Source organism: Thalassococcus arenae, assembly GCF_019104745.1.
In the GTDB taxonomy this organism is placed as follows: domain Bacteria; phylum Pseudomonadota; class Alphaproteobacteria; order Rhodobacterales; family Rhodobacteraceae; genus Thalassococcus_B; species Thalassococcus_B arenae.
The window spans coordinates 1,753,557-1,768,391 of the sequence record NZ_JAHRWL010000001.1 but is presented as its reverse complement, the minus strand read 5'-3'; the positions used below and the strand labels follow the sequence as shown (position 1 = coordinate 1,768,391).

Here is a 14,835-nt window from a genome sequence, read left to right as displayed (position 1 = left end):
GCGGACGCCCGAGGTTTCAAACGACGAAACGCAGCCGGGCAAACAAGGCCCGGCTGCGGGAATTGCGGTTGCGCGCGTCAGACGCGGCGGCGCTTCGGCGGACGGCAGCCGTTATGCGCGATCGGCGTCACATCGCGGATCGACGTGATGTTGAAACCGACGGCGGCCAGCGCGCGCAGCGCCGACTCGCGGCCCGAACCGGGGCCCTGCACTTCGACTTCCAGCGTCTTCACACCATGTTCCTGCGCCTTGCGGCCGGCATCTTCGGCGGCCAGCTGGGCAGCGTAGGGGGTCGACTTGCGCGAACCCTTGAAGCCCATCGTTCCTGCCGAGGACCACGCGATTGCGTTGCCCTGCACGTCCGAGATCAGGACCTTGGTGTTGTTGAACGAGCTGTTCACATGCGCCACACCGGCGGCGATGTTCTTGGAGACCTTTTTCTTGCCTGTACGGCGAGTATCACGTGCCATTGGTCGCTGCCTCCCTTACTTCTTCTTGCCGGCGATGGGCTTTGCGGGGCCCTTGCGCGTGCGTGCGTTGGTATGGGTGCGCTGTCCGCGCACGGGCAGGTTCCTGCGGTGACGCAGGCCACGGTAGCAGCCAAGGTCCATCAGGCGCTTGATGTTCATCTGCGTGTCGCGGCGCAGGTCGCCTTCGACGGTCAGGTTGGCATCGATATGCTCGCGGATGGCAAGCACTTCGGCATCCGACAGCTCGTTGACCCGGCGCGCCTGGTCGATCTTCACGGCCTCGCAGATCTGCTTGGCGGTGGTGTGTCCGATTCCGGTGATATAGGTGAGTGCGATCGGCACCCGCTTGTTGGTCGGGATGTTGACGCCGGCAATACGTGCCACGTGCGTTTCCTTTCGTTGCGGACCCGTGATACCAGGTCCTTTTTTCACAACATGAGGCCCGAGGCGGATGAGCCTGCGGGCCTGCGCTGATCAGGTGATCTGCCTTGCGGGAGCGACCCGCGCGACAAGGGTGATTCTCGTGTCGAGATGGCGGTAACTAGGAACAATTGCCGCGAGGGTCAAGGGCTGTATCGCCCTTATCGATCGCGGCGGCTTTGACGCCTGTCACAGCAGCGTTTCGGCCAGAAATGCACCGATGACCGAACGCAGTTCCCGGTGGATATCCGAACGCGGTCTGCCTTCCAGGTCGGCGCAGATGTTGTCGTCCCCGGCGAGGCCGATCGCCACGCGCCCCAAGGCGCTGCATTCGGCCAGAAACGAGAAGTGCCAGGCGTTTTCGATGCTTTGGTACTGCGCCCCGTCGATGCGGTCGGCCAACGCGTCGGCGCGCATCGCCGCCGGGACATCGCCGGGTTGCCCAAGGTTGATGATCAGCGTCCGGGTCGAAATGTCCGCTGTCCCCGCGTCGGGAACGGCCTGCGGCAGGGCCGGGTCAACGGCCACCACGGCCTTGATGCGCGGATCGCGGTTGGACTGTTCGTACCGCGCCTGGTCGATGGTGGCGAAATCGACGCCGGCCGATTGCATCCAGCCGCAATCGATCTTGCCGGCATTGGCTTCGCAATAGTCGATGAACATCGACTTCGATACGCGCAACCCCGCGAGGCTGAGCACGCTATGGCCGCCCAACGAAAACCCCAAAGCCGCAACCCGGGTCATGTCCGGCGTCACGCCCATCGGCGGATTCGCCGCAAGGTGGTCCAACAACGCGGACATGTCCGCCGGACGTTCCCAGACCTTGATCGTCTGGAACGGGTCGCTGTCGCGGGACCGCGTGCCGGGGTGATCGGTGGCGACGACGATCATGCCCGAACGGACAAGATCGGAGATCAGCCATCCAAGTGCGGGCGCGTTGCCGCCCGAACCGTGCGACACCACGACCACGGGCCAGCTTCCAGACTGCGCCGGCGCATCGCGCAGGATGTGGTGACCGTAGAACAGGGCGTTCTGCGCCAGCAGTTCCCCCGAGCCACCCTGCTGGGCCGGGTACCACAGGTGCAGGTCGATCGGGTCGGCGCGATGCCCGACCTCCAATGTCGCGCGGTGGTAGCCCGGCAGGATCGAAGGCAACGGCCTTTCGCGCGTGGATGCCAAAGATACCGCCACGAAAAAAGCGCCGACAAGAAAGACGGCGCCGATCGCGACGCGGATCACCCACTTTTTCATCACGCGGTCAGAACACCCGCGATCGCCGCCTTCACGTCGCCGATTTCGCCCAGCCCGTCGACCGTTGATAGCTGACCCTTGGCGTAATAGTAGCCGAGCAGCGGCGAGGTCTTTTTGTAATATTCCATCAGCCGGGTCTTCAGGCTGTCTTCATTGTCGTCGGCGCGGCGCTTGAATTCGGCCTTTTCGCCGCACGCGGTGCAGATGCCGTCCGCGGGAATCGGCTTGGTCAGGTCGTTGTAGACTTCGCCGCAATTGCCGCAGGTCGACCGGGCTGTGATGCGCGCGACCAGTGCCTCGTCATCCACCCGCATCTCGATCACGGCGTCCAGGCTTTGGCCCATTTCGTCCAGCAGCGCGCCCAGGGCATCGGCCTGGGCCAGCGTGCGCGGGAACCCGTCGAAGATGAAGCCCGAACCGCCCGCTTCGAGCTGTTCGCGGATCAGCCCGATGACGATCTCGTCGGTCACCAGCTGACCGGCATCCATGATCGCCGCAACCTTGTTGCCCATCTCGGTACCCGAGCTGCGCGCGGCACGCAGCATGTCGCCGGTCGACAGTTGCTTGAGGCCGCGTTCCTGCTCGAGGATCCGCGCCTGCGTTCCCTTGCCCGCACCCGGCGGGCCCAAAAGTATGATGTTCATCGCCGCGACGGCGCTCCCCGTTTCTTGCGGGTCTTACCCTTGCCGCGCAGCTGCGACTTTTGAATCAGACCTTCGTACTGGTGGGCCAGAAGATGGCTTTGCACCTGCTGGATCGTGTCCATTGTCACACTGACGACGATCAGAACCGAGGTGCCCCCGAAATAGAACGGGATGGCATATTGCGCGCGCAGGACTTCGGGCAGAAGGCAGACCGCCGCCAGATAGCCCGAACCCAGCACCAGAACGCGGTTGACCACGTATTCCAGATATTCGGCGGTCTTCTTGCCCGGGCGGATACCGGGGACAAAGCCGTTCTGGTTCTTGAGGTTGTCCGCCACCTCGTCGGGTTTGAAGCTGACGTTGAAGGTGTAGAAATACGCGAAGAACACGATCATCGCCGCGAAGAACAACAGATACAGCGGCTGACCGGGGCCGAAATAGGCCAGGATCGTCGACATGATCGGCCCGGTCTGGCCGGCCTGGCTGAAAGTCGCGATGGTGGTCGGCATCAGTAGAAGCGAGCTGGCAAAGATCGCCGGGATCACGCCCGACGGGTTGACCTTGACCGGCAAGTGACTTTGCTGAGCTTCGGTCATCTTCATGCCCACCTGGCGGCGGGGGTACTGGATCGAGATCTTGCGCAGCGCCCGTTCCATGAAGACCACGAAGGCGATCACCGCCACGACCATGACCATGACACCGACGATCACCGCGGGGCTGATGGCGCCCGACCGGCCGGATTCGAAGAACTGCGCCAGCGCGGCGGGCACTTCGGCGATGATGCCGACGAAGATGATCAGCGAAATGCCGTTGCCGATGCCGCGGGCGGTGATCTGTTCGCCCAGCCACATCAGGAACATCGTGCCGCCGACCAGCGTGATCACGACAGACGCCCGGAAATACCAGCCCGGGTCATGGGCCAGGTCGCCGGCCTCGAGGCTGGCGGCCAGACCGTAGGCCTGGAACAGGGCCAGCAGAACCGTGCCGTAGCGGGTATACTGGTTGATCTTCTTGCGGCCCTGTTCGCCTTCTTTCTTGAGCTGCTCGAGCGCCGGCACCATGGCCGTCAGCAGCTGCACGATGATCGAGGCCGAGATATAGGGCATGATGCCAAGCGCGAAGATGCCCATTCGGCCAAGCGCGCCGCCTGTGAACATCGACACGATGCCGCCGATGCCCTGGCTGGCCTGTTCCATGAAGTCGCGCAACGCCGCGCCGTCGATCCCAGGCACCGGGATGTAGGTGCCCAGGCGGTAGACGATCAAAAGACCCAGCGTGAAAAAGATGCGGTGACGAAGGTCGGTTGCCTTGCCCAATGCCGCCCACGACGTGTTGGCGGCCATTTGCTCTGCTGCGGATACCATGCGGGTCCTCTGTCAACTGAGACGCCGCCAGAGCGTGTCCGGCTCGGGCGGCGTTCGAAAGCTCGTGCTTGATGTAAGCGGCGCAGGCGCCGCCCACAAGCGTTTACTCGGTCGCGGCCTGTGCCGTCACCGTGAGCGAACCACCGGCCTTCTCTACCGCCTCGACGGCGGACTTGGATGCGCCGGTCACGGCGATGGTCAGCTTGGCGGTCACGTCGCCCTTGGCCAGGACGCGGATGCCGTCCAGCTTGCGGCGCACCAGGCCGCTTGCGACCAGCGCGTCCTCGTCGATCGTGCCCTTGGCGTCCAGTTTGCCGGCATCGACGAATTTCTGGATCAGGCCCAGGTTGACGACGGCAAAGCTCTTGCGGTTCGGCTTGTTGAAGCCGCGCTTGGGAAGGCGCTGATACAGCGGCATCTGGCCGCCTTCATAACCATTGATGGCCACACCCGAGCGGGATTTCTGGCCCTTGATGCCGCGTCCGCCGGTCTTGCCCATGCCCGAGCCCGGGCCGCGGCCGATGCGTTTCTTGCGCTTGGTTGCGCCGTCATTGTCGCGCAGTTCATGCAGTTTCATGTCGCTTCTCCTAAGCCGGATATGCCCCCCGAAGCGAATGGGGCAAACGCGGCATTTCTTGATCGTTGTGAATCGGGCCCGAAGGCCACCGGGCGCGTATAGCTTTGTCTGATACGCTGATCAAGACTTGGTGTTGAGGGTTCGGCTGGAGTAGACAGGCAGGGTGAAGCCGCTTTTCGTCGAGTTTTTTTCATGACGCCGTTGATTGATAGCCTCGCCCAAAGGGCCGGCCGCCTTTATCCCTTTGTGTCCGGATGCGGAACTTTCGCGAACACTGTCGTGTTTCGGACGATCGATGCGGGTCATGGCCGCGATGTCTGGGCGCGGGTGATCGGCGGTCCGGCGCTTGTCCCCGCAAACGACTATGTGGCGCGGGCGATGAAATACGTGGGCGATCTGGACCGCAAGGTGTCGTGGGTGGTGGATCGGTGCCTGCGCCCGGGCGACACAGCGCTGGATATCGGCGCCAATCTCGGCCTTGTGACGCTGCGCATGGCAGACCGCGTGGGCAGCGGCGGGCGGGTCCATGCCTTTGAACCGCAAGATCGTCTGAGGCGCTACCTGTTGCAGTCCCTGACACGCAACGGCCTGGAGCATGTCGTGTTGCATGCGGTTGCCCTTGCGGCCGAACCCGGCGAACTGGTGCTGCACGTGCCGCCCGACAATGCCGGGGCCGCCAGCCTGGCCGGCACGGAAGGCGCCGGACAGCGCGTGCCCGTCGAAACCCTGGACCGGCTGGCTGCGGCTTTCGGGCCAACTCCGGCAACGCTGGTCAAGATCGACGTCGAAGGGTTCGAAGGCGAGGTGCTCAAAGGCGCGCGGACGGTGCTGGAAACCACGCCGCCGCATGTCGTGCTGCTGGAAGAGCACCGCCCCGTATCGCCGCACTATCCCGACAGCCTTCGATTTCTGGCCGAACGGGGTTATCGCCTGTTCGGGCTGCCGAAGACATTTCTGGCGGTCCGATTGCTTGCGCTTTCCGACCGGCCCGAACACCCCATGCACGACTACGTGGCCATCTCGCCCGGTTGCCCGGCGCATATCTGCCGCGCCCTCGGCATCGCGGGCGGCACATGAAAAAAGCGCCCGGCGGTCCAGCCGCGGGGCGCTTTCGTTTTCAGGCATTGCTGCGATGTCGCTGCGTCAGCCTTTTTCTTCGACGATCTCGACCAGATGCGGAATCTTGCGGATCATGCCGCGGACCGAGGGGGTATCCTCAAGCTCGCGGGTCTTGTGCATCTTGTTGAGCCCCAGGCCGATCAGCGTCTGGCGCTGAACGGCGGGGCGGCGGATCGGACTGCCGATCTGCTTGACGACGATGGTCTTTGCCATGGGTCTCAGGCCTCCTCGGTCGCGGCTTCCGCCGACGCGTCGTCGCGCTTGGGCAGAATGTCGGCAACCTTCTTGCCGCGGCGCTGTGCGACCGAACGCGGGCTCTGTTCGCGGTTCAGACCGTCCAGCGTGGCGCGGATCATGTTGTAGGGGTTCTGCGAACCGATCGACTTGGCGACAACGTCCTGAACGCCCAGCATCTCGAACACGGCGCGCATCGGACCACCGGCGATGATCCCGGTGCCCTGCGGGGCGGTGCGCATCACGACGCGGCCCGCGCCATGGCGGCCCTCGATATCGTGGTGCAGGGTGCGGCCCTCTTTCAGCGGCACGCGCATCATCTTGCGCTTGGCCTGCTCGGTCGCCTTGCGGATGGCCTCGGGAACTTCCTTGGCCTTGCCCTTGCCGAAGCCGACGCGGCCTTTCTGGTCGCCCACGACGACCAGCGCCGCAAAGCCGAAGCGCTTTCCGCCCTTCACGGTTTTCGACACGCGGTTGATCGCGACAAGGCGATCTGCAAATTCCGGAGCCGCTTCTTCGCGGTCGCGGCCACGGCGTCCTCTGTTTTCACGGTCTGCCATCAGGCTTTCCCTTTCATGTGGCGCCGGGCGCCGGTTGTCCAATCCTGGTGCGCCGGATCAGGTCCGGGCCCGGATCATCGAGGGTGCGTGACATCACGCACCCTACTGTTTTCGTCTTTCCGTAGGGTGCGTGATCGCACGCACCGAACCGTCAGATCTTGAGACCGCCCTCGCGGGCGGCATCGGCCAGCGCCTTGACCCGACCGTGGAACAGGAACCCGCCCCGGTCGAAATAGGCCTCGGCCACGCCGGCCTTCTTGGCGCGCTCGGCGATCGCCGCGCCCACCTTGGTGGCCGCCTCGATGTTGCACTTGCCCGCCACGCCCAGGGCCTTTTCGGCCGAGGATGCCGCGGCAAGCGTCACACCCTTCACGTCGTCGATCAGCTGCGCGCTGATGGTCTTGTTGCTGCGGTGCACGCTCAGGCGCACGCGGCCGGCATTGACCGCCCGCAACTTGTTCCGGACGCGCAGGCGGCGCTTCTGGAACAACACTTTCTTGCTGTTAGCCATATCCTTGCGTCCTTACTTCTTCTTGCCTTCTTTGGCGAAGATGTATTCGCCCTTGTAGCGGATGCCCTTGCCCTTGTAGGGCTCGGGACGCCGCCAGTCGCGGATGTTCGCCGCCACCTGGCCCACCTGCTGCGCATCGTGGCCTTCGACGATGATTTCCGTCGGCTTCGGACAGGTCACGGTGATGCCATCGGGAATTTCGAAATCCACATCATGGCTGTAGCCGAGGTTCAGCTTGAGGGTCTTGCCCTGCAGCTGCGCTCGGTAACCCACGCCCTGGATTTCCAGTTCCTTCTTGAACACGTCCGTCACGCCGTGGACCATGTTGGCCACGATGGTGCGGCTCATGCCCCATTGCTGGCGTGCGCGCTTGGACTTGCCGCGCGGATCGACCTGCACCTGGCCTTCGCCGACGGTGAGGGTCACATCGTCGGTTGCGGTGAAGCTCTGCGTGCCTTTCGGCCCCTTCACCTCGATCGTCTGACCCGAAACAGAGGCCGAAACCCCCGAGGGCAGCGCGACCGGCTTTTTCCCAATACGAGACATGTCGGCCTCCTCAGAACAGCGTGCAGAGCACTTCGCCGCCAACATTGGCAGCGCGTGCACTTGCATCGGTCATGACACCGCGCGAGGTCGAGACGATCGACACGCCCAGGCCCTGACGCACCTGCGGGATTTCCTTGACGCCCAGATAGACGCGGCGGCCGGGCTTGGAGACGCGCTTGAGTTCGCGGATCACCGGGGTGCCGTCGAAATACTTGAGCGAGATCTCGTAGGCCGGGTGGCCGAGGTCATCTTTGGTTTCTTCGTAGCCGCGGATGTAGCCTTCGTCCGCCATCACGTCGAGCACGCGGGCGCGCAGTTTCGACGCCGGGGTCAGGACGGTGGATTTTCCGCGCATCGAAGCGTTGCGGATGCGGGTCAGCATATCGCCGATAGGATCGTTCATGTCTTAACCCTCCTTACCAGCTCGACTTGACCATACCCGGAAGCTGGCCGTTCGAGCCCAGTTCGCGCAGGGCGATCCGGCTGATCTTGAGCTTGCGGTAATAGGCGTGGGGACGGCCCGTCAACTGGCAGCGGTTGTGCAGCCGGGTGGGCGAGGAATTGCGCGGCAGCTTGGCCAGCTTGAGCCGGGCCTTGAAGCGCTCTTCCATCGGTTTGCTTTCGTCGTTCGCGATTTCCTTGAGCGCGGCCCGCTTGGCGGCATACTGCTCCACCAGCTTCTGGCGCTTCTTCTCGCGTTCAATCATTGCTTTCTTCGCCATGGGTTCTGATCCTCTCAGGCGTTGAACGGCATGTTGAAGTGCTTCAACAGCGCCTTGGCTTCTGCGTCGGTGTTCGCGGTGGTGGTGATGACGATGTCCATCCCCCACACTTCGTCGACCTTGTCGAAATCGATCTCGGGGAACACGATGTGTTCCTTCAGACCCATGGCGAAATTGCCGCGGCCGTCAAAGGACGGCTTCACGCCACGGAAGTCGCGGATGCGGGGCATCGCCACGGTGATCAGACGATCGAGGAATTCGTACATCCGGTCGCCGCGCAGCGTGACCTTGGCGCCGATCACCATGCCTTCGCGCAGGCGGAACGGCGCGTGCGACTGCTTGGCCTTGGTGCCGACGGCCTGCTGGCCGGCGATCTTGGTCAGGTCTTCGACGGCCGACTTGGCCTTCTTGCTGTCGCGCACGGCTTCTGCGCCACAGCCGATGTTCAGCACGATCTTGTCCAGCTTGGGGATCTGCAGATCGTTCTTGTAGCCGAATTCTTCTTTCAGCGCAGGCGCGATACGGCCTCGGAAATCGGCCTTGAGGCGCGGGGTATAGCTGGCTGCATCAAGCATCGATCACGTCCCCCGTGGTCTTGGCAAAGCGAACCTTCTTGTCGCCGTCCATCTTGAACCCGACGCGCGTCGGCTTGCCGTTCTTGTCGACGATGGCCAGGTTCGACAGGTCGATCGGCTGCGCCTTGGGAATGCGGCCGCCCTGGCTGTTCTGGGTCTGGCGCTGGTGGCGGATGGCGATGTTGACGCCATCGACGATAGCCTTGCCGGTTTTCGGCATGACCTGGGTGATCTCGCCGGTCTTGCCCTTGTCCTTGCCGGCCAGGACGATGACCTTGTCACCCTTTTTCAGTTTTGCAGCCATCTTACAGCACCTCCGGGGCGAGCGAGATGATCTTCATGAAGTTCTTGGCCCGCAGCTCGCGAACGACCGGCCCGAAGATCCGGGTGCCGATCGGCTCGCCCGCATTGTTCAGGATCACGGCCGCATTGCGGTCGAAGCGGATCGTGGTGCCGTCTTCGCGGCGGACTTCCTTGGCGGTGCGCACGACGACGGCCTTGCGGACGTCACCTTTTTTCACGCGGCCGCGCGGAATGGCCTCTTTCACCGAGACGACGATGATATCGCCGACCGATGCGTAGCGGCGATGCGAGCCGCCGAGGACCTTGATGCACTGCACCCGGCGTGCGCCGGAGTTGTCAGCGACATCCAGATTGGTCTGCATCTGGATCATTTGGTTTCTCCCGACTTCCCGGACCGCCTGTTCAGGACATTGACCCGGGGGTTTCGTTCAAACCGAAAGGTGACGGCCTTATTCGGCAATCACCTCCCAGCGTTTCGTTTTCGACTTGGGCGCGCATTCGATGATGCGCACGGTGTCGCCGACAGCGAATTTCTCGGCCTCGTCATGGGCGCGGTACTTCTTGGACTTCCGGATCGTCTTTTGCAGAACCGGGTGCTTGAAGCGGCGTTCGACGCTGACCGTCACGGTCTGGGCGTTGGCGGTCGAGGTCACGACGCCTTGCAGGATACGCTTGGGCATGTGTTTACGCCTTCTCGCCGGCCGCGGCTGCGGCCTTTTCGTTCAGGATGGTCTTGACCCGTGCCACGTCGCGCTTCACCGAGCGCATGCGGGCGGTGCTTTCCATCTGGCCGGTGGCCTGCTGGAAGCGCAGGTTGAAGGCCTCTTTCTTCAGAGCGACAAGCTGGTCCCGGAGTTCGTCCGGGGTCTTGTCACGGAGTTCCTTGGCGTTCATCGCCTTTTCCTTCTGTCAACATCACCGGTTGGCCCCTGCCCACGAATCGCAGGGTCACCAGAATTCCGGTGGAGTCCGTGAATGAGGCGCCCTGTTAGTCCGGATACCCGGCGAAAGCAAGCCCCAATAACCCGCGCGGCAGAAAGCACCGCCTGGCGCGGCGCTCACGCCGCCGCAGCCATCAGGCGCGCGACCTGGCCGTCCACCACCGCCTGCGGATGGACCACGCCGATCTGCGCCGGCATCGCGGTCAGGCGCAGGATCTTGGCGATAGCAAAGCGGTGTGCGCCGCCGCCGCCGCGCAAACAGGTGCCGTCCCGTGCGACATGCAGGAAAATGCCGCCATGCTCCCGCCGATACGCCTGGGGTGTTTCGCTTGCCCGCAACAAGCGGCCGCGTTTCCGGGTTTCCTCGAAGATCCGGTCCAGTTCGGCATAACGCGCCTGCAGCGCCGTCTCGGTCGCGCAGCCGTCGGGGTCATGGCCGCGCGCGATCTCGGCCAGCATGCGCTGGTAGACCGGCGTGTCTGCCCATTCCGCCCCGCCCTCGTACCGCATCCGGCAACTGACCAGCTTCGTGTCCGCCTCGACATCGGACCGGAATTGATCCCAGTCGCCGCCGATCACCGCTCCGCTGTCCTGCCGCCGGAAACGACGACCGGCCCGGTCATGGTCGTACCGGTCGACGACGGTTTCGGCATCGACGAAAATCGCCGCGTCCGACAGCGGCGCCAGATCGCCGAAACGAACCCGGTTGTACAAATCGCGTACCACCTTGCGGGGGACCTGGGCTTCGAACGCCCGCCGGACTGACTGAACCACCGAAATGTCGATATCCCCGCGTTGTCCGTGGCAAAGAGACAAGGGCGTGCCGCGACCAGACAGGAACGCGTCTAGTCCCACCTGTAGTTGAAGCTGACGCTGATCCGGTCGTCCTCGGACATGTTCATCGGCACTTCGTGGCGCAGCCAGGATTCCCAAAGCAATACATCGCCCACCTGCGGCTTGACGTAGACGAAACTGCGCAACTCCTCGCGGCAGCCCTTGTTGCGGGTCGGCGCAGCCATCATCATCGGCAGGCGGGGGTCTTCCAGCTTCAGCGCACTCGCGCCGTCGGGCATCGCCACGTAGGTCGTGCCCGAAATCACCGAATGCGGGTGGATGTGGCTGGAATGCATGCCGCCCTCGGGCAGGATGTTGATCCAGATATCCTCGAGAACCAGCCCCTTGTCGCCCAGGTCGAATTCAAGATCCACGGCGAAAGCGGCCACGTGCTTGTCCAGCGCCTTGACCACATCGGCGAAGATCGGGAACCGCCAGGGCAGATCGGTCAGCGAGGCATACGAGGTATAGCCGGGATAGCCCTCGGTTTCGCACCAGTCCTGCCCGGCCTCGTCATCCTCGGCGATGGAATAGCACGAGGCTTCCAATTCCGCCGTGTCGATCGCACCGTGATCGCTCAGGCGCGCGTGGTAGAGGCGGGTGGCGAAGAGGGATTTCATCGTGGTCATCCGGGCGATCCTGTTTACGGGGGTCAGGCCGGGTTTACCGCGCCGCGCCGCAACGAAAAACCCCCGGCGCGCGGCCGGGGGTTCTTTTGTCTACTCTGTGCGGCCCGGACAAAATCTGCGATTTTGCCTACACCGCACCAGTCAGAAAACGCTGTCGCGTTTTCGACCGTTACCAGTCTTCGCGGACCACGACGCGGGTCTTGATCGGCAGCTTCATCGCGGCCAGGCGCAGCGCCTCGCGGGCGATGTCTTCGGCGACGCCGTCGATCTCGAACATGATCCGGCCCGGCTTGACCTTGCAGGCCCAGCGGTCGACTGAACCCTTGCCCTTACCCATCCGCACCTCGATCGGCTTGGCCGTGATCGGGGTATCGGGGAAGATCCGGATCCAGACCCGGCCCTGACGCTTCATATGGCGCGTCATGGCCCGGCGGGCGGCTTCGATCTGGCGCGCGGTGACGCGCTCGGGCTGGGTCGCCTTGAGGCCGTAGGTGCCGAAGTTCAGATCCGACCCTCCCTTGGCTTCGCCGCGGATCCGGCCCTTGTGCATCTTGCGGAATTTCGTGCGCTTTGGTTGCAGCATCTCTCAATACTCCTCAGCGGTCGCGGCGGGGGCCGCCGGGGCCGCGCGGGGCGGGACCATCCTGCAGCTCTTGCGCCTTGCGGTCACGGGCCGACGGATCGTGCTCCATGATCTCGCCTTTGAAGATCCAGACCTTGATGCCGATGATGCCGTAAGGCGTGGTCGCCTCGACGTTGGCATAATCGATGTCGGCCCGCAGCGTGTGCAGCGGCACCCGGCCCTCGCGGTACCATTCGGTCCGTGCGATTTCGGCACCGCCCAGACGGCCGGCGACGTTCACGCGGATACCCAGTGCACCCATGCGCATGGCGTTCTGCACAGCCCGCTTCATCGCACGACGGAAGCTGACCCGGCGTTCGAGCTGCTGGGCGATCGACTCACCCACCAGGCGCGCGTCCAGTTCCGGCTTGCGCACTTCGACGATGTTGAGGTGCAGTTCGCTGTCGGTCATCGCCGCCAGCTTCTTGCGCAGCACCTCGATATCGGCGCCCTTCTTGCCGATGATCACACCCGGACGGGCCGTGTGGATCGTCACGCGGCACTTCTTGTGCGGGCGTTCGATGATGATACGGGCCACACCGGCCTGCTTGCATTCGTTGTGAATGAAGTCGCGGATCGCGAGATCTTCGAGAAGAAGGTTCCCGTAATCCTTGGTATCGGCGTACCAGCGGCTGTCCCAGGTGCGGTTGACCTGCAGGCGCATGCCGATCGGATTGGTCTTGTTACCCATTAGGCTTGCTCCTCGATCTGGCGCACCTTGATGGTGAGTTCCGAGAACGGCTTGTTGATCCGGCCGAACCGGCCACGCGCCCGCGGACGGCCGCGCTTCATCACCAGGTTCTTGCCGACATAGGCCTCGGCGACGATCAGTTCGTCGACGTCCAGGCCGTGGTTGTTCTCGGCGTTGGCGATGGCGGATTGCAGGCACTTCTTCACGTCCTCGGCGATCCGCTTCTTCGAGAAGGTCAGATCGGTCAAGGCGCGTTCGACCTTCTTGCCGCGGATCAGCGCGGCGACAAGGTTCAGCTTCTGCGGGCTGGTGCGCAGCATGCGCAGCTTGGCCATCGCTTCGTTGTCCGCCACGCGGCGGGGATTTTTATCCTTGCCCATGGCTTACTTCCTCTTGGCTTTCTTGTCCGCCGCGTGGCCGTAATAGGTCCGCGTGGGGGAGTATTCACCGAATTTCTGGCCGATCATGTCCTCGGTCACGTTGACCGGGATGTGCTTCTGGCCGTTGTAGACGCCGAACGTCAGGCCCACGAACTGGGGCAGGATCGTCGAACGGCGCGACCAGATCTTGATCACTTCGTTGCGGCCGGATTCGCGAGCCTTTTCCGCCTTCTTCAAGACGTAGGCATCGACAAAGGGGCCTTTCCAAACAGAGCGCGACATGGATTACCGCCCCTTCTTCTTGGCGTGGCGCGAGCGGATGATCAGCTTTTGCGAGGCCTTGTTGGTGTTGCGGGTCTTCTTGCCCTTGGTCGGCTTGCCCCAGGGCGTCACCGGGTGACGGCCACCCGAGGTACGGCCTTCGCCACCGCCATGCGGGTGGTCGATCGGGTTCATCACGACACCGCGGACGGACGGGCGCTTGCCCATGTGGCGGACGCGGCCGGCCTTGCCCAGGTTCTGGTTGGAGTTGTCGGGGTTCGACACCGCGCCAACCGTGGCCATGCATTCCTGGCGCACCAGGCGCAGTTCGCCCGAACTCAGACGGATCTGGGCATAGCCACCGTCGCGGCCGACGAACTGGGCGTAGGTGCCCGCGGCGCGTGCGATCTGGCCGCCCTTGCCGGGCTTCAGTTCGATATTGTGGACGATCGTGCCGATCGGCATGCCGCTGAACGGCATCGCGTTGCCCGGCTTGATGTCGGCCTTGGCGCTGGCCACGACCTTGTCTCCGATGCCCAGCCGCTGCGGGGCCAGGATATAGGCCTGTTCGCCGTCATCATACTGAACCAGTGCGATGAACGCGGTGCGGTTGGGGTCATATTCGATACGAACGACGATGCCGTTCACGTCGAACTTGTTCCGCTTGAAATCGACGATCCGGTAGAGGCGTTTCGCCCCGCCACCGCGGCGGCGTGCCGTGATACGTCCGGTGTTGTTCCGGCCGCCCGATTTCGTCAGACCCTCGGTGAGGGCCTTGACGGGGCGTCCTTTGTACAGCTCCGAACGGTCGATCAGCACCAGCCCGCGCTGGCCCGGCGTCGTCGGCTTGTACGACTTGAGTGCCATGCTTTCTGTCTTCCGTCAGCTTTGCAGGGCCTTTGCCCCGCTATGTGTGGGTCTTGCGACCGTGGTATAGGCCCCCGGAGGTGCCCGGTTAGAAGCGTTCTTGCGAACAAAAGCGAAGCCCCGGACGAATCCGGGGCCTCACGGATGGCCTCGTGTAGTCGGATGGGCGCAAGGGGTCAAGGCTTTCGCGGGGGTTCGGGCAAAGACCACGACCCGACCGGGTTTCGCCCCGGTCAAGTGCACTGCCCGAACGATCCAGATCAAGGCCCGGTTCCCGTTCGGGGAGTATGATGCCCGCGGTTTCCGGTCGCGCT

25 protein-coding genes are annotated in these 14,835 nt (G+C 63.7%); 1 reads left to right on the top strand and 24 read right to left on the bottom strand.

Annotation, left to right across the window (positions count from 1 at the left end; translation table 11 throughout):
* Positions 1-77: 77 nt before the first annotated feature.
* The 6 genes from rpsK to rplO form a co-directional block, all read right to left on the bottom strand.
* Entirely contained in the window at positions 78-470 is a 393-nt protein-coding gene (gene rpsK / locus KUH32_RS08775; protein ID WP_217777656.1) for a 30S ribosomal protein S11, read from the bottom strand.
* Between the two features lie 15 nt (positions 471-485).
* Positions 486-854 (bottom strand): 30S ribosomal protein S13, encoded by a 369-nt coding sequence (gene rpsM / locus KUH32_RS08770; protein ID WP_217777655.1) that lies wholly within the window; start codon positions 852-854, stop codon positions 486-488.
* Between the two features lie 225 nt (positions 855-1,079).
* The gene (locus tag KUH32_RS08765) at positions 1,080-2,141 is read right to left on the bottom strand and encodes an alpha/beta hydrolase family protein (protein ID WP_217777654.1); all 1,062 of its coding nucleotides are present in this window, start codon (positions 2,139-2,141) and stop codon (positions 1,080-1,082) included.
* Positions 2,141-2,785: an adenylate kinase gene (locus KUH32_RS08760; protein ID WP_217777653.1), complete on the bottom strand. Its 645-nt coding sequence runs from the start codon at positions 2,783-2,785 to the stop codon at positions 2,141-2,143. The genes KUH32_RS08765 and KUH32_RS08760 overlap by 1 nt, the downstream gene beginning before the upstream one ends.
* Positions 2,782-4,149: a preprotein translocase subunit SecY gene (gene secY, locus KUH32_RS08755; protein WP_217777652.1), complete on the bottom strand. Its 1,368-nt coding sequence runs from the start codon at positions 4,147-4,149 to the stop codon at positions 2,782-2,784. Before secY ends, KUH32_RS08760 begins: the two co-directional genes overlap by 4 nt.
* Positions 4,150-4,252: 103 nt before the next feature.
* Positions 4,253-4,726 carry a 50S ribosomal protein L15 gene (gene rplO / locus KUH32_RS08750; RefSeq protein ID WP_217777651.1) on the bottom strand — a complete coding sequence of 158 codons (474 nt, stop codon included), beginning with the start codon at positions 4,724-4,726 and terminating at the stop codon, positions 4,253-4,255.
* A 279-nt stretch (positions 4,727-5,005) separates the two neighbouring features.
* On the opposite strand from rplO, the gene KUH32_RS08745 reads away from it, so the two are divergent.
* Complete coding sequence (locus tag KUH32_RS08745; RefSeq protein WP_217777650.1) at positions 5,006-5,803, top strand: FkbM family methyltransferase; 798 nt, start codon at positions 5,006-5,008, stop codon at positions 5,801-5,803.
* A 66-nt stretch (positions 5,804-5,869) separates the two neighbouring features.
* Here KUH32_RS08745 and rpmD read toward each other — a convergent pair whose 3' ends face one another.
* The 18 genes from rpmD to rplB all read right to left on the bottom strand — a co-directional run bounded on the left by rpmD (position 5,870) and on the right by rplB (position 14,521).
* A complete protein-coding gene (rpmD, locus tag KUH32_RS08740) occupies positions 5,870-6,058 on the bottom strand; it encodes a 50S ribosomal protein L30 (RefSeq protein WP_217777649.1) in 189 nt (62 codons plus the stop codon).
* A gap of 5 nt (positions 6,059-6,063) precedes the next feature.
* A complete protein-coding gene (gene rpsE, locus KUH32_RS08735; protein ID WP_217777648.1) occupies positions 6,064-6,639 on the bottom strand; it encodes a 30S ribosomal protein S5 in 576 nt (191 codons plus the stop codon).
* Positions 6,640-6,790: 151 nt separating this feature from the next.
* Positions 6,791-7,150 (bottom strand): 50S ribosomal protein L18, encoded by a 360-nt coding sequence (rplR, locus tag KUH32_RS08730; RefSeq protein WP_217777647.1) that lies wholly within the window; start codon positions 7,148-7,150, stop codon positions 6,791-6,793.
* A 12-nt stretch (positions 7,151-7,162) separates the two neighbouring features.
* On the bottom strand, positions 7,163-7,696 hold the full coding sequence (gene rplF / locus KUH32_RS08725) for a 50S ribosomal protein L6 (RefSeq protein ID WP_217777646.1): 534 nt from the start codon (positions 7,694-7,696) through the stop codon (positions 7,163-7,165).
* A 10-nt stretch (positions 7,697-7,706) separates the two neighbouring features.
* Positions 7,707-8,099, bottom strand: coding sequence for a 30S ribosomal protein S8 (rpsH, locus tag KUH32_RS08720; protein ID WP_217777645.1), 393 nt, complete (start codon positions 8,097-8,099; stop codon positions 7,707-7,709).
* 13 nt (positions 8,100-8,112) lie between these two features.
* Positions 8,113-8,418, bottom strand: a complete 306-nt coding sequence (rpsN, locus tag KUH32_RS08715; RefSeq protein WP_217777644.1) for a 30S ribosomal protein S14 — start codon at positions 8,416-8,418, stop codon at positions 8,113-8,115.
* 14 nt (positions 8,419-8,432) lie between these two features.
* Positions 8,433-8,993 (bottom strand): 50S ribosomal protein L5, encoded by a 561-nt coding sequence (gene rplE / locus KUH32_RS08710; protein WP_217777643.1) that lies wholly within the window; start codon positions 8,991-8,993, stop codon positions 8,433-8,435.
* The gene (gene rplX / locus KUH32_RS08705; protein ID WP_217777642.1) at positions 8,986-9,297 is read right to left on the bottom strand and encodes a 50S ribosomal protein L24; all 312 of its coding nucleotides are present in this window, start codon (positions 9,295-9,297) and stop codon (positions 8,986-8,988) included. Before rplX ends, rplE begins: the two co-directional genes overlap by 8 nt.
* A 1-nt stretch (position 9,298) precedes the next feature.
* On the bottom strand, positions 9,299-9,667 hold the full coding sequence (gene rplN, locus KUH32_RS08700; RefSeq protein WP_217777641.1) for a 50S ribosomal protein L14: 369 nt from the start codon (positions 9,665-9,667) through the stop codon (positions 9,299-9,301).
* A gap of 78 nt (positions 9,668-9,745) precedes the next feature.
* Positions 9,746-9,976, bottom strand: coding sequence for a 30S ribosomal protein S17 (gene rpsQ / locus KUH32_RS08695; RefSeq protein WP_217777640.1), 231 nt, complete (start codon positions 9,974-9,976; stop codon positions 9,746-9,748).
* A 4-nt stretch (positions 9,977-9,980) separates the two neighbouring features.
* Positions 9,981-10,190 (bottom strand): 50S ribosomal protein L29, encoded by a 210-nt coding sequence (gene rpmC, locus KUH32_RS08690; protein WP_217777639.1) that lies wholly within the window; start codon positions 10,188-10,190, stop codon positions 9,981-9,983.
* 164 nt (positions 10,191-10,354) lie between these two features.
* Entirely contained in the window at positions 10,355-10,963 is a 609-nt protein-coding gene (locus KUH32_RS08685) for a hypothetical protein (protein WP_348541098.1), read from the bottom strand.
* Between the two features lie 119 nt (positions 10,964-11,082).
* Positions 11,083-11,700, bottom strand: coding sequence for a 2OG-Fe(II) oxygenase family protein (locus KUH32_RS08680; RefSeq protein ID WP_217777638.1), 618 nt, complete (start codon positions 11,698-11,700; stop codon positions 11,083-11,085).
* A 169-nt stretch (positions 11,701-11,869) separates the two neighbouring features.
* Positions 11,870-12,283 (bottom strand): 50S ribosomal protein L16, encoded by a 414-nt coding sequence (rplP, locus tag KUH32_RS08675; protein ID WP_217777637.1) that lies wholly within the window; start codon positions 12,281-12,283, stop codon positions 11,870-11,872.
* 13 nt (positions 12,284-12,296) lie between these two features.
* Entirely contained in the window at positions 12,297-13,013 is a 717-nt protein-coding gene (rpsC, locus tag KUH32_RS08670; protein ID WP_217777636.1) for a 30S ribosomal protein S3, read from the bottom strand.
* On the bottom strand, positions 13,013-13,393 hold the full coding sequence (gene rplV, locus KUH32_RS08665; RefSeq protein ID WP_217777635.1) for a 50S ribosomal protein L22: 381 nt from the start codon (positions 13,391-13,393) through the stop codon (positions 13,013-13,015). The genes rpsC and rplV overlap by 1 nt, the downstream gene beginning before the upstream one ends.
* Positions 13,394-13,396: 3 nt before the next feature.
* Positions 13,397-13,675: a 30S ribosomal protein S19 gene (gene rpsS, locus KUH32_RS08660; RefSeq protein ID WP_217777634.1), complete on the bottom strand. Its 279-nt coding sequence runs from the start codon at positions 13,673-13,675 to the stop codon at positions 13,397-13,399.
* Positions 13,676-13,678: 3 nt separating this feature from the next.
* Positions 13,679-14,521, bottom strand: coding sequence for a 50S ribosomal protein L2 (gene rplB, locus KUH32_RS08655; protein ID WP_217777633.1), 843 nt, complete (start codon positions 14,519-14,521; stop codon positions 13,679-13,681).
* Between the last annotated feature and the right edge of the window lie 314 nt (positions 14,522-14,835).

Excerpts from the sequence above, each read along its gene's own strand:
- rpsK (WP_217777656.1), bottom strand. The coding sequence starts at position 470 with ATGGCACGTGATACTCGCCGTACAGGCAAGAAAAAGGTCTCCAAGAAC.
- KUH32_RS08765 (WP_217777654.1), bottom strand. The coding sequence starts at position 2,141 with ATGAAAAAGTGGGTGATCCGCGTCGCGATCGGCGCCGTCTTTCTTGTC.
- KUH32_RS08760 (WP_217777653.1), bottom strand. The coding sequence starts at position 2,785 with ATGAACATCATACTTTTGGGCCCGCCGGGTGCGGGCAAGGGAACGCAG.
- secY (WP_217777652.1), bottom strand. The coding sequence starts at position 4,149 with ATGGTATCCGCAGCAGAGCAAATGGCCGCCAACACGTCGTGGGCGGCA.
- rplO (WP_217777651.1), bottom strand. The coding sequence starts at position 4,726 with ATGAAACTGCATGAACTGCGCGACAATGACGGCGCAACCAAGCGCAAG.
- rpmD (WP_217777649.1), bottom strand. The coding sequence starts at position 6,058 with ATGGCAAAGACCATCGTCGTCAAGCAGATCGGCAGTCCGATCCGCCGC.
- rpsE (WP_217777648.1), bottom strand. The coding sequence starts at position 6,639 with ATGGCAGACCGTGAAAACAGAGGACGCCGTGGCCGCGACCGCGAAGAA.
- rplR (WP_217777647.1), bottom strand. The coding sequence starts at position 7,150 with ATGGCTAACAGCAAGAAAGTGTTGTTCCAGAAGCGCCGCCTGCGCGTC.
- rplF (WP_217777646.1), bottom strand. The coding sequence starts at position 7,696 with ATGTCTCGTATTGGGAAAAAGCCGGTCGCGCTGCCCTCGGGGGTTTCG.
- rpsH (WP_217777645.1), bottom strand. The coding sequence starts at position 8,099 with ATGAACGATCCTATCGGCGATATGCTGACCCGCATCCGCAACGCTTCG.
- rpsN (WP_217777644.1), bottom strand. The coding sequence starts at position 8,418 with ATGGCGAAGAAAGCAATGATTGAACGCGAGAAGAAGCGCCAGAAGCTG.
- rplE (WP_217777643.1), bottom strand. The coding sequence starts at position 8,993 with ATGCTTGATGCAGCCAGCTATACCCCGCGCCTCAAGGCCGATTTCCGA.
- rplX (WP_217777642.1), bottom strand. The coding sequence starts at position 9,297 with ATGGCTGCAAAACTGAAAAAGGGTGACAAGGTCATCGTCCTGGCCGGC.
- rplN (WP_217777641.1), bottom strand. The coding sequence starts at position 9,667 with ATGATCCAGATGCAGACCAATCTGGATGTCGCTGACAACTCCGGCGCA.
- rpsQ (WP_217777640.1), bottom strand. The coding sequence starts at position 9,976 with ATGCCCAAGCGTATCCTGCAAGGCGTCGTGACCTCGACCGCCAACGCC.
- rpmC (WP_217777639.1), bottom strand. The coding sequence starts at position 10,190 with ATGAACGCCAAGGAACTCCGTGACAAGACCCCGGACGAACTCCGGGAC.
- KUH32_RS08680 (WP_217777638.1), bottom strand. The coding sequence starts at position 11,700 with ATGACCACGATGAAATCCCTCTTCGCCACCCGCCTCTACCACGCGCGC.
- rplP (WP_217777637.1), bottom strand. The coding sequence starts at position 12,283 with ATGCTGCAACCAAAGCGCACGAAATTCCGCAAGATGCACAAGGGCCGG.
- rpsC (WP_217777636.1), bottom strand. The coding sequence starts at position 13,013 with ATGGGTAACAAGACCAATCCGATCGGCATGCGCCTGCAGGTCAACCGC.
- rplV (WP_217777635.1), bottom strand. The coding sequence starts at position 13,393 with ATGGGCAAGGATAAAAATCCCCGCCGCGTGGCGGACAACGAAGCGATG.
- rpsS (WP_217777634.1), bottom strand. The coding sequence starts at position 13,675 with ATGTCGCGCTCTGTTTGGAAAGGCCCCTTTGTCGATGCCTACGTCTTG.
- rplB (WP_217777633.1), bottom strand. The coding sequence starts at position 14,521 with ATGGCACTCAAGTCGTACAAGCCGACGACGCCGGGCCAGCGCGGGCTG.